The sequence below is a fragment of the Microbacterium sp. 4NA327F11 genome, from assembly GCF_005503465.1.
Classification (GTDB): Bacteria; Actinomycetota; Actinomycetes; order Actinomycetales; family Microbacteriaceae; genus Microbacterium; species Microbacterium ginsengisoli.
This window is the reverse complement of record NZ_SCOB01000024.1, coordinates 19,827-31,472: the sequence shown is the minus strand read 5'-3', so window position 1 is coordinate 31,472 and position 11,646 is coordinate 19,827. Positions and strand designations below refer to the sequence as shown.

Sequence of the window (11,646 nt, the reverse complement as noted above, 5' to 3'; positions counted from 1 at the left end):
CTCCCGGCGGCGCCTCATCGAATCCACCCCGCCCCGCCGAATCCATCTCTCGGCGCCGATTCCAGCCGTCAGCGGTGCTGCGAGGGGGTGGAGTCGGCGGGGCGGGGTGGATTCGATGAGGCGCCGCCGGGAGTGCGCGAGCGCTCGCCGGCGCACCGGCGCATCCTCCCCGGCTGGCGGGGGAGCGGGCGGGCTCCACAGATGCCACGGGAGGCCTCGCCGACGGATCGGTGCGGCGCAGAGTGAGGCGATGGATGTCCCCGCCGCCCGACGCGCGATTCGCACCCGCGCCGCGCTGCTCCGATTCGGCATGGCCGAACGCGAGCTGAGCCGCCGCGTCGAGTCGGGGTCGCTTCGTCGTCTGGGGCGCGGACTCTATGCCGATGCCGCTTCAATCGACGCGCTGCGGCCGGAGGACCGCCATCTCGTGCACATCGCCGCGGTCGATCGCCGTGAATCGGGTGCCGCGCACGTGTTCTCCCATCTGTCGGCAGCGGTCCTGCAGGGGCTTCCGGTCTACGGAACCCGCACGCACCCGGTGCACGTGTCGTCGACGGCCGTCGACGGGCGAGTGTCGGCTCATCCACGCATCGCCCGACATCGCCGCGACCTCGACCCAGTGCATGTCACGAGCGTCGGTGGCGTCAGATGCACGGATCTCGCGCTGACAGTCGCGGATGTCCTCGCCACCGAGTCGCCGGAGATCGCTGTGTCGGTCATCGATGCCGCGCTTCGGGGCGTGGCGTGGGTCGATTCCTCGCACACCTACGACGATGTCGCTCACGACGGGTTCTGCCGTGAGGTGGCAGCCCATCTGCCGCCGGGGCGTCGCGGGGTGCGACGCGCGCGGCGCATCCTCGAGATGGCCGACGGTCGCGCTCAGCTCCCCGCGGAGAGCGTCAGTCGACTTCGCCTCCTCGATGCGGGCTTCGCGCGCCCGCGTCTCCAGGTGCCGGTCGGCGGTCCCCGCGGCGAGACGTTCTATGTCGACATGTCGCTGGACGACGTCGACGCGTGGGCCGAGGTGGATGGCCGCGCGAAGTACGCCGATCCCGCGCTGCGCGGCCCGGACGTCTCAATGGAGCAGGTGCTGTGGCGCGAGAAGGAGCGTGAGGATTGGATTCGGGGTGTCACAGGTCGCCGGGTCATCCGCTGGGGGTCCGCCGACATCGCGACTCCCGATCGATTCCTCGCGCGTCTCGCTGCGTTCGGCGTGCGCCCGCCTCACTAGCTCGTCCCGCTTGCCTCGCCCGCCCCGCCGTGCCCGCCTCGCTCGCCCCGCCTCGCTCGCCCCGCTCGCCGCGCCGCCGCTGCCCGCCCGCGCCACCGCCCCGCGAATCCACTCTTCTCCGCCGAATCCACCGCACAACTCCCCTCCGGCCGGTGGACTCGGCGGGGAAGGATGGACTCGGCGGAGAACGATGGATTCGGCGACACAGCATGGATGTCGCGCCGCCATCGCGGGCGCGTCGAGCCTCGCGCTCGTGCTCGGCGCCGAATCCATACCCCCGCGCCGAATGCATACCCCCGCCCCGCCGGCGGCGAGTGGATTCGGCGAGAAGTCGTTGACTCGGCGAAAGTGGATGGGCGTCACACCCCACCGCACGACCCAGGCCACGCCACACGTCGCGACAACACCAGGCCACGCCACACCACGCGACCGCACGCCGCGCCGCGCGACCACGCGCCGCCACCCCCACCGACACGCCCGGGTTGCCGGGGCATCCGATATCACGTACGATTGATCTTTGGTGCTTTGCGCCTGTATTTGCGTGTCGTTGCACCGAATCCCATCCACCGCAGACCGACCGGTCTGCCCGTCGTCAGCGAGGCTATGGCAAAGAAAGACGGTGTCATCGAGATCGAAGGCACGGTGTCCGAGGCGCTCCCCAACGCGATGTTCCGCGTCGAGCTCACCAACGGTCACAAGGTGCTGGCAACGATCTCCGGAAAGATGCGGCAGAACTACATCCGCATCATCCCCGAAGACCGCGTGGTCGTGGAGCTCAGCCCCTACGACCTGACCCGCGGCCGCATCGTCTACCGCTACCGCTGACGGCAGCACTCCGGTCGAGAAGTAACGTCCCCGGCTCCGGCGGGGGAACGAAGACAGCGAACAGGAAACGCATCATGAAGGTCAACCCCTCGGTCAAGCCGATCTGCGACCACTGCAAGGTCATCCGCCGCCACGGCAACGTGATGATCATCTGCAAGTCGAACCCGCGCCACAAGCAGCGCCAGGGCTGAGCAGACAGAAGCTTCGTCGGGATGCCGCGGGCCGCGGCATCCCGAACCCCACAACTGAACACACCACACCAGGCAGGATCAGAACCCGCATCGCGCGGGGGACACCTCGGGTCGGAGGCCCGAGCACCGATCCTGCTCCACACCTCCGACGACACTCCTAGGAGAGCCGCATGGCACGTCTCGCCGGCGTCGACATCCCGCGCGACAAGCGCGTGGTCATCGCCCTGACCTACATCTACGGCATCGGCCGTACCCGCTCGATCGACATCCTCAAGGCGACCGAGATCAGCGAGGACATCCGCGTGAAGGACCTCACCGACGACCAGCTCGTCGCCCTCCGCGACTACATCGAGGGCACCTACAAGGTCGAGGGTGACCTCCGCCGTGAGGTGGCCGCCGACATCCGCCGCAAGGTCGAGATCGGTTCCTACGAGGGCCTCCGCCACCGTCGTGGCTTGCCCGTGCGCGGTCAGCGCACCAAGACCAACGCGCGTACCCGCAAGGGTCCCAAGCGCACGGTCGCGGGCAAGAAGAAGGCCGGCAAGAAGTAAAGCGCGCCAGAAGGTTTAGGAGAGAATTCGCATGGCTGCACCCAAGACCGCTGCGCGCAAGCCGCGCCGCAAGGAGAAGAAGAACATCGCGCTGGGCCAGGCCCACATCAAGTCGACGTTCAACAACACGATCGTCTCGATCACCGACCCGTCGGGCGCTGTGATCAGCTGGGCCTCGTCCGGTGGCGTGGGCTTCAAGGGCTCGCGCAAGTCGACCCCGTACGCGGCCGGCATGGCCGCCGAGTCGGCCGCCCGTCAGGCCGCCGAGCACGGTGTCAAGAAGGTCGACGTCTTCGTGAAGGGCCCGGGTTCGGGCCGCGAGACCGCGATCCGCTCGCTGCAGGCCGCCGGCCTCGAGGTGGGCTCGATCCAGGACGTGACGCCGCAGGCCCACAACGGCTGCCGTCCGCCGAAGCGCCGCCGCGTCTGATCGTCCGGAGCCGGGGCCGCTCCTCCCGCGTGTCGGGTGAGCGGTCTCGGCATCCGCTGTTTGACAGGATGCCGCGGCCCGCGCGTCGAGCGATCGCGCGGCGCGCGCGTGGCATCCGCTGATCACAACTCAACACCTCAACACCAGCAAAGTGTCATATAGCGGGCACTTAGCCGAAAGGAACACATCGTGCTCATCGCACAGCGTCCCACTCTGACCGAGGAGAAGATCGAGGAGTTCCGTAGCCGTTTCGTCATCGAGCCGCTCGAGCCCGGCTTCGGTTACACCATCGGAAACGCGCTGCGTCGCAGCCTCCTCTCGTCGATCCCCGGCGCGGCCGTCACGAGCATCCGCATCGACGGAGTCCTCCACGAGTTCAGCACCATCCCCGGTGTGAAGGAGGATGTGACCGAGATCATCCTCAACATCAAGCAGCTGGTCGTCTCCAGCGAGCGCGACGAGCCCATCACCGCGTACCTGCGCAAGACGGGCGCCGGCGAGGTCACGGCCGCCGACATCTCGGCTCCGGCCGGTGTCGAGGTGCACAACCCCGAGCTGGTCATCGCGACGCTCAACGACACCGCTCGCTTCGAGCTCGAGCTCACCATCGAGCGCGGCCGCGGCTACGTGTCGGCGACCCAGAACCGCAACGAGTATGCCGAGGCCGGGCAGATCCCGATCGACTCGATCTACTCGCCGGTGCTCAAGGTCAGCTACCGCGTCGACGCGACGCGTGCCGGTGAGCGCACCGACTTCGACAAGCTCGTGCTCGACGTCGAGACCAAGGCTGCGATCGCCCCGCGCGACGCGGTGGCCTCGGCCGGTCGCACACTCACCGAGCTGTTCGGTCTCGCCCGCGAGCTGAACGTCGAGGCCGAGGGCATCGAGATCGGCCCCGCGCCGGTCGAGACGGTGCTCTCGAACGAGCTGTCGATGCCGATCGAGGACCTCGATCTGTCTGTGCGTTCGTACAACTGCCTCAAGCGCGAGGGCATCAACACCGTCGCCGAGCTCGTCGCCCTCTCGGAGACGCAGCTCATGAACATCCGCAACTTCGGTCAGAAGTCGGTCGACGAGGTGCGCGACAAGCTCGTCTCGCTCGGTCTGTCGCTGAAGGACTCGGTGCCCGGTTTCGACGGCGCCCAGTTCTATGGCGGCTACGACGACGAGACCGTCTGACACCCGCAGACACCGAAGACTTCGACCACACACTGGAGCGATTGAGACATGCCTAAGCCCACGAAGGGTCCCCGCCTCGGAGGCGGCCCCGCCCACGAGCGCCTGCTGCTTGCGAACCTCGCCGCGGCGCTGTTCACCCACAAGTCGATCACGACCACCGAGACCAAGGCCAAGCGCCTGCGTCCGCTGGCCGAGCGTCTCATCACGTTCGCGAAGCGCGGCGACCTGCACGCGCGTCGTCGCGTGCTGAGCGTGATCGGTGACAAGGAGGTCGTGCACGTCCTCTTCACCGAGATCGCGCCGCTGGTCGCCGAGCGTGAGGGCGGCTACACCCGCATCACCAAGGTCGGCAACCGCAAGGGTGACAACGCGCCCCTCGCCGTGATCGAGCTCGTGCTCGAGCCGGTCGCGAAGAAGAAGTCGGCTGCCAAGAAGGCTGCTGCTCCGAAGGCCGCCCCGGCCGAGGTCCCTGCCGAGGTCCCTGCCGAGGAGACCCCCGCCGAGGAGGTCGTCGAGGCTCCGGTCGAGGAGGCTCCCGAGGCTGACGTCGCCGAGACCGAGGCTCCCGCCGAGGAGACCGCGGCCGACGAGGACGCCAAGTAAGCCGCAGCATCCGCTGTTCGATGGCCCGCACCCGCTGAGGGTGCGGGCCATCGTCGTTTCCGGGCGTCGTACCGGACCCAGAAACCTCAAGATTTCCGCAAGATTTCCGCAAGACCGCAATCCGAATGTCAAGGCTTCGCGAAGTGGGCGCCTCCGCTCGGCCGATTCCCCTAGCGTCGATGGAGGCGCGAACCCGAACGCGTAGACCCCCGGCTCACCCGGCCACGCAACGAGGGTCATCGATGGCCCCGGAGTGTCCAGTGCAGGATGCCCCGGGGTCATCCGCAGACCCTGCGCCGCCCATCCCGAATACAGCAGAGAAGAGCCCATGGCGCGACGCCGGCAGTGGGGTACGGAGCGCGACCCCGCTCCTCTCTCCGCCGTGCACGGACGCCCGTCCGCCGCGAAGCTCGCTCTCGGTCGTCTGGCGATCCAGCTCACGATCGTCATCTGGGCGATCTATGTGCTGAGCGTCGTGGTGAACCAGTTCTTCACCGACGGATTCGGCAACGGCTGGCGCGTGGTCGAAGCACTCTCGTACGTCGTGGTGGTCACGGCGCTGACCTTCTCTGCGCTCATGTACCTGATCCAGCGGCAGGGCGCGTTCAACCGGTTCGTCGAGCATGTGCGTGTGACGCGTGCGGAGCTCGACCGTCACTTCTTCCACCACGACCGCCCTCTCACGGTGCTCATCCCCTCGTACGCCGAGGAGCCGGATGTCATCCGCAAGACGATCTGGTCGGCGGCGCTGCAGGAGTACCCGTCGCAGCGCATCGTGCTGCTCATCGATGACAGCCCGAATCCGACGAAGCCGGATGTGCTGGCGCGTCTGACGGAGACCCGCGGCATCCCGGAAGAGATCATGGAGCGCCTCCGGGTTCCGCGGGAGAGGTTCGGCGAGGCGCTGCTGACGCTCGAGCACGAGCTGCTCGTGGCGGGTGACGAGCGCGAGCTTCCCGAGGGCGCGATCGAGCGCCTCGCGATCGAGTACGGGTTCGGTGCCGCCTGGCTGCGCGACCAGGCCGCGCAGGAGCACCGCGACGACCACGTCGACGCGTTCTACATCGACGAGATCCTGCTGGGGCTCGCGGGCGACCTCGAGGCGACCGAGCTCAACCTGCGCGCCGCGCTCGCGGGTGGCGAGGAGATCCCGCTCGCGCGCCTGATGCAGCTGCACCGTCGTCTGGCGTGGATCTTCACGGTCGAGATCGGCGCGTTCGAGCGCAAGCGCTACGCGAACCTGTCGGCCGAGGCCAACAAGGCGATGAACCTGAACTCGTACATCGGGCTCATCGGCGGCCGCTACCTCGAGGTGGAGTCCGACGAGGGTCTGCTGCTCATGCCGGCTCCGGCGGGCGCGGCGAACGCCGTCAGCATCCCGTACTGCGACTTCGTGCTCACTCTCGATGCCGACTCGCTGCTGCTGCGTGAGTACTGCCTGCGCCTCGTCTACTTCCTCGAGCAGCCGGGTAACGAGCGGGTCGCGGTGACGCAGACGCCGTACTCGTCGTTCCGCGGTGCGCCGACGCGCATCGAGCGGCTGGCGGGCGCGACCACCGATCTGCAGCACATCCTGCACCAGGGCATGACCGCCCACAACGCGACCTTCTGGGTGGGGGCGAACGCCGTCATCCGTATGGACGCTCTCGACGACATCATGCAGATCGATGTCGAGAACGGCTTCGAGGTGCGCCGTTACGTGCAGGACCGCACCGTCATCGAGGACACCGAGTCGAGCGTCGACCTGGGGGAGCACGGCTGGTCGCTCGTGAACTACCCCGAGCGGCTGAGCTATTCGGCGACGCCGCCGGACTGGGGTTCGCTCATCGTGCAGCGCCGTCGGTGGGCGAACGGCGGCCTGCTGATCATGCCGAAGCTCTGGCGCACCGCGAAGGAGCGCCGCAAGGCCGGCGATCCGATGAAGGCCATGGAGCTCGCGATCCGGGTGAACTACATGGCCTCGATCGCGTGGGCGAGCTTCGGCCTCGTCTTCCTGTTGGCCTACCCGTACGACAACCGTCTGGTGAGCCCGCTCGTGCTGGCGGGCGCGCTCCCGTACTTCATCGCGATGGCCTTCGACCTGCGCTACACCGGGTACAAGGCGATGGATGTCGTGCGCATCTACGGCTTCAACCTGATCCTGCTGCCGGTGAACCTCGCGGGCGTCATCAAGTCGATCGAGCAGGCGGTGACGGGGCGCAAGATCCCGTTCGCCCGCACCCCGAAGGTCGCCGACCGCACCGGTGCGCCGCTGCTCTACATCGTCGCGCCGTACGCGATCGTGTTCTTCTCGATCTACGTCGGCTGGCTCGCGTTCGTCAACCACAACTGGGGAAACTTCGCCTTCGCGGTCGTGAATGCGGTGTGCGCGTCGTGGGCGATCCTCGCGTACATCGGCATCCGCAACTCGATCATCGACCTGTGGATCGGCTTGACCGACTGGATGTGGGTCGAGAAGAAGCCGAAGCGTGTGCGCCAGGCCGCGGCGGTCGAGGAGTTCGACTGGCGCGAGGCGCTCGAGGTCGGCCCTGCCCCGCCGGGCGCCGAGGGGCGCAAGGGTCGCGTGCGCCGTCGCCGGCGCACGCCTGTCGCCGTGCCGGTGGCGTCCGCGGCGGCGACTCCTCCCGTGAAGAAGAAGCACGTGCCGACGCAGACGATCGAGCTGCCGGTGATCGACGCCGAGCCGCGCGTGGCGCGCCCCGCGGCGCCGGTGGCCGGCGCGGCTGCGGCGCCCGTCGCCGAGCCGATCGCGGCGCCGGTCGCGGCGCCCGCCGCCGAACCGCCGGTGGTCGCGCCGACATCCGGAACGCCGTTCGCCGTGGTCGAGATCGACGCGGAGCTCGCGGTGGTCGATGCAGAGCGTCGCATGGTCTCCGACCGTCCCTCGGTCCTCGAGCCGGATGCCGTGCCCGCGCCGGCGTTCGCCGCCGATGCGACCGGCGCGGTCACGGTGCCGGCCGAGTTCGCCGGGGTCGAGGCTGTCGAGGAACTGCTGCAGGCGGTCGCGCAGGACGACCGATCGGATGCCGCGCCCCGCCCGGCGCTCGTCGACGCCGAGGCCCCTGCCGTGCCCGTGTTCGCTGCCGGGATCACTCCTCCCGTGTCGCCGCGTCACGCCGCGGCATCCGACGATTACGAGCGCGACGAGACGCAGATCCCTGTCGCACCGATCGGGTCGCACTCGGAGAGCCCCGCCGAGCGCGCGGCCGCGTGGCGTGCGGCTCAGCGCGAGCGCTCCAACGCCGCGCGTGCCGCGGCGGAGCGGGAGAACCCGATGCCGCCGCCGGTCGAGATTGTGGATGCCGCGGCATCCGTCGCCTCGCAGCCGGCACCCGCGTCGCCCGAGACAGCGAGTCCCTACGTGCATGTCGTGGGTCCATATCACCCCGCCGCGGCGCACGCCGAAGGCGAGGCGCAGGCGCTGCACGAGGTGACGGAGCACCAGCGGGCGTTCTTCGCGCAGCACGAGCGACAGGAGCCGCAGCCGTGGGTGCAGCGGCCGGCGGCGTCGGCGGGTGCCGGGGCGCCGCAGGCGTCCGCTCCGCAGATGCCCGTCGCACCGCCGCGTCCTGTGCCGCCGCCGAGCGGCGCCGGGGCACAGCCGTTCGCGGCGCCCGGCTTTGCGCAGCCCACGCAGCCCGGTGCCACGCAGCCGACGTACGCGGCGCCGACTCCGCCGAACTACGCGCAGCCGGCTGCACCCGCTCAGCCGTCCTACACCCAGCCCGCCTACGCCCAGCCGCAGCCGCCCGCGCAGCCCGTCTATGCCCCTCAGTCGCACCCGCAGGCGGCGCCGATCCGGGCGCAGGCGGTGCCGGTGCCCCCCGGGGCGCCGATGCCGTCGTTCGCTCCGCAGTACGGTGCGCCGTCGGGCCAGCCCCATGGGGCATTCGACCCCCGGGGCGGCGCCTACCCGGCCACCGGCTCGCCTCAGGGGCAGCCCTACCCGCCGGCGCAGCAGTTCACCGCTCCGGCCGCGTCCTCGGTGCCCGGCGCCTACCCGCCCGCTCCCGCCTACCCCGGCATGCCGCCGGCGGGTGCGGGCCAGCCCGGCGCGAACGCCTTCCCCACGCAGCAGCCGGGCTACCCGGCGCAGCCGGGCTACCCGGCGCAGCCCGGCCCCGCCCAGGGCGGCTACCCCACGCAGGGGTATGCCGCGCAGTCGGGCCAGCCCGCTCAGCCCCCGGCGAGCGGCAACCCGCCCGCCGGTTACCCCCAGAACGGCCACCCGGCTCAGTCGGGTTACCCCGCACAGCCCGGCTACCCTGCGCAGCCCGGCTACCCCGCCGCGCCCTACCCGCCCGGCTACCCGGCGGGTAGCTACCCGGCCGCCCCGCCGGCGCAGAACTACCCGCCGCGCCGCCGTGAGGTCGCCCCGGGTGCCAACGGACCGCAGGGTTACACGCGCCCGCAGATGCGCGACCTCGAGAGCGCGGCGTGGCAGAACGCCCCGCTGTGGCCATCGGTGCCCGAGCCCGGACAGCCGATGCCCGCCGACTGGAACCCGGGACAGGATCGCATCCTGCCGCGCGCCCGCGAACGGGCCACGGGCACCCCGCTGTGGCCCGACGAGCCCGAGTACCGCGGCTACCACGGTGACCGTCGGGCTCCGGTGCCGCCGCGTGAGCGCGCGCAGCAGTACGCCGCCGACCAGCAGGTTCCGCGCGCGAAGCGCGCCCGCCAGCGTGACCTGTGGCCGGGTTCGGAGTGAGCGTCGAGCCTACGGGTGACGCGAGCGGTTCCGGCACCACCCCCGCTCCCGCGCGCGCCCCCCGCCGTCCCAGCCGCCACGAGGGCAAGCGGTTGTCCGTGTGGCGGGTGCTGCTCGCGCTCGCGGTCGTCACCGCGGTCATCACGGGCGGTGCGTTCGGTGTGCCGTATCTGCTGCGTCAGGCGCAGGTGACGCCCGCCGCGTTGACCGGATGGTTCGCCCCGTATGTCGATGTGACCACCACCCGGCAGCAGGACTTCGTCACCGAGACGGGCGCCCCCGAGAGCGAGGTCGTGCTCGCGTTCGTCGTCGCGCAGGCGAAGGATCAGTGCGTGCCCACGTGGGGTGCCGCGTACACGTTGGATGCCGCGGCATCCGCACTCGACCTCGATCGCCGTCTTGCGAAGCTGCGCTCCCAGGGGGGCGACGCGATGGTGTCGTTCGGCGGTCAGAAGAACACCGAGCTCGCGTCGGCGTGCGCCGATGAGGCGTCGCTGCAGAAGGCGTACGCGGCGGTGATCGACCGCTACGGGGTGGGCTCGATCGATCTCGACATCGAGGGCGCTGCCCTCACCGATACGGCCGCCGCCACACGGCGGGCGCAGGCGGTCGCCGCGCTGCAGAAGGAGCGTGCGGCGAAGGGGCAGCCGCTCGAGGTGTGGGTGACGCTGCCGGTGGGCCGTCAGGGACTCACCTCCGATGGCCAGGCGGCGGTGCGCACGCTGCTGGCTGCGGGCGTGACGCTCTCGGGTGTGAACGCGATGACGATGGACTACAACGTCGACCTCGGCGGTGCGACGATGGGGCAGGTCGCGATCGACGCGTTGACCGCGACGCATGACCAGGTCGAAGCACTGTGGAGCGCGGCCAAGATCACCCTTCCCGAGGGCGGTGCATGGGCCCTGGTCGGGGCCACGCCGATGATCGGGCAGAACGATGTGACATCCGAGGTCTTCAGCATCGCTGACGCGCAGAAGCTGAGTGAGTTCGCGGTGTCGAAGGCGATCGGCCGCATGTCGATGTGGTCGTTGAATCGCGACCGCACCTGCGGGCCGAACTATCCCGACCCGAAGGTGGTCTCGACCGACTGCAGCGGTGTCGACCAGGGCGGGCAGTCGTTCGCGACCGTGCTGTCGGCGGGGCTCACGCAGCGGCCGAGCGCATCGCCGGCGGCGTCGAGCGTGCCGACGCCGGTGACCTCCGACGACCCGTCGACGGCGCCGTACCCGATCTGGTCGCCCGATCAGTCCTACTCGGTGGGTGTGAAGGTCGTCTGGCACGGCAACGTCTACGTGGCGAAGTACTGGACGCAGGGCAATCCCCAACCGGATGACCCGACTCTCGCGGCGACCGAGAGCGCCTGGACGCTCGTCGGCCCGGTGCTGGCGACCGACACGCCGTACGCGTTGCCGAGCGTCGCCCCCGGAACCTACGCGGCCTGGTCGGCGTCGGTCGCCTATCACGCCGGTGACAAGGTGCAGGTGGGTTCGACCCCGTACGTCGCGAAGTGGTGGACGCAGGGCGACGATCCGTCGCTGTCGCAGACCGATCACGAGCGGTCGCCGTGGCAGGTTCTCGGCCAGTAGACGGATGCCTCGTCCCGCCGACCCGCCGCAGCCACGTCGTAACCCCGGCTCGGGCGACGGCATAGTGCTCTGTGCCCTCCGCGTAACCGGCCGGTAACTGGGGGCCGCTAGCTTTCGAGTGTGCCCACATCAAAGCGATCGCGGTCACGTTCTCGCCGTCCGCCGGTGCGGCAGGGGGTGCACTGGAGTGCGTATGTGCTCATCGTGCTTCTCGCACTGGGGGTCATCGCTCTGGCTGCGTACGCGATTCACGCAGTCTGAGTCGGCCCGGGTCGGCGCCGAGGATGGGGGTCCTCGAAAGCCGAGAACGACGAAGGGGCCCCGGACAGTGTCCGGGGC

9 protein-coding genes are annotated in these 11,646 nt (G+C 70.0%); all 9 read left to right on the top strand.

The window, feature by feature from the left end:
* The first annotated feature begins 250 nt into the window (after positions 1 to 250).
* The 9 genes from FFS51_RS12905 to FFS51_RS12865 all read left to right on the top strand — a co-directional run bounded on the left by FFS51_RS12905 (position 251) and on the right by FFS51_RS12865 (position 11,307).
* Positions 251 to 1,231, top strand: coding sequence for a hypothetical protein (locus FFS51_RS12905; RefSeq protein ID WP_137878571.1), 981 nt, complete (start codon positions 251 to 253; stop codon positions 1,229 to 1,231).
* 603 nt (positions 1,232 to 1,834) lie between these two features.
* Entirely contained in the window at positions 1,835 to 2,056 is a 222-nt protein-coding gene (gene infA, locus FFS51_RS12900) for a translation initiation factor IF-1 (protein WP_013583992.1), read from the top strand.
* Positions 2,057 to 2,130: 74 nt separating this feature from the next.
* On the top strand, positions 2,131 to 2,247 hold the full coding sequence (gene rpmJ / locus FFS51_RS12895) for a 50S ribosomal protein L36 (RefSeq protein WP_137878570.1): 117 nt from the start codon (positions 2,131 to 2,133) through the stop codon (positions 2,245 to 2,247).
* Between the two features lie 170 nt (positions 2,248 to 2,417).
* Entirely contained in the window at positions 2,418 to 2,798 is a 381-nt protein-coding gene (gene rpsM, locus FFS51_RS12890) for a 30S ribosomal protein S13 (protein WP_045246417.1), read from the top strand.
* 31 nt (positions 2,799 to 2,829) lie between these two features.
* On the top strand, positions 2,830 to 3,228 hold the full coding sequence (gene rpsK, locus FFS51_RS12885; RefSeq protein ID WP_045246416.1) for a 30S ribosomal protein S11: 399 nt from the start codon (positions 2,830 to 2,832) through the stop codon (positions 3,226 to 3,228).
* A 189-nt stretch (positions 3,229 to 3,417) separates the two neighbouring features.
* Entirely contained in the window at positions 3,418 to 4,407 is a 990-nt protein-coding gene (locus tag FFS51_RS12880) for a DNA-directed RNA polymerase subunit alpha (RefSeq protein ID WP_045246414.1), read from the top strand.
* Positions 4,408 to 4,455: 48 nt separating this feature from the next.
* Positions 4,456 to 5,010, top strand: coding sequence for a 50S ribosomal protein L17 (gene rplQ, locus FFS51_RS12875; RefSeq protein ID WP_137878569.1), 555 nt, complete (start codon positions 4,456 to 4,458; stop codon positions 5,008 to 5,010).
* Between the two features lie 328 nt (positions 5,011 to 5,338).
* Positions 5,339 to 9,721, top strand: coding sequence for a glycosyltransferase family 2 protein (locus FFS51_RS14925; protein WP_137878568.1), 4,383 nt, complete (start codon positions 5,339 to 5,341; stop codon positions 9,719 to 9,721).
* Complete coding sequence (locus tag FFS51_RS12865; protein WP_137878567.1) at positions 9,718 to 11,307, top strand: chitinase; 1,590 nt, start codon at positions 9,718 to 9,720, stop codon at positions 11,305 to 11,307. The genes FFS51_RS14925 and FFS51_RS12865 overlap by 4 nt, the downstream gene beginning before the upstream one ends.
* Positions 11,308 to 11,646 lie beyond the last annotated feature (339 nt).

Excerpts from the sequence above, each read along its gene's own strand:
- FFS51_RS12905 (WP_137878571.1), top strand. The coding sequence starts at position 251 with ATGGATGTCCCCGCCGCCCGACGCGCGATTCGCACCCGCGCCGCGCTG.
- infA (WP_013583992.1), top strand. The coding sequence starts at position 1,835 with ATGGCAAAGAAAGACGGTGTCATCGAGATCGAAGGCACGGTGTCCGAG.
- rpmJ (WP_137878570.1), top strand. The coding sequence starts at position 2,131 with ATGAAGGTCAACCCCTCGGTCAAGCCGATCTGCGACCACTGCAAGGTC.
- rpsM (WP_045246417.1), top strand. The coding sequence starts at position 2,418 with ATGGCACGTCTCGCCGGCGTCGACATCCCGCGCGACAAGCGCGTGGTC.
- rpsK (WP_045246416.1), top strand. The coding sequence starts at position 2,830 with ATGGCTGCACCCAAGACCGCTGCGCGCAAGCCGCGCCGCAAGGAGAAG.
- rplQ (WP_137878569.1), top strand. The coding sequence starts at position 4,456 with ATGCCTAAGCCCACGAAGGGTCCCCGCCTCGGAGGCGGCCCCGCCCAC.
- FFS51_RS14925 (WP_137878568.1), top strand. The coding sequence starts at position 5,339 with ATGGCGCGACGCCGGCAGTGGGGTACGGAGCGCGACCCCGCTCCTCTC.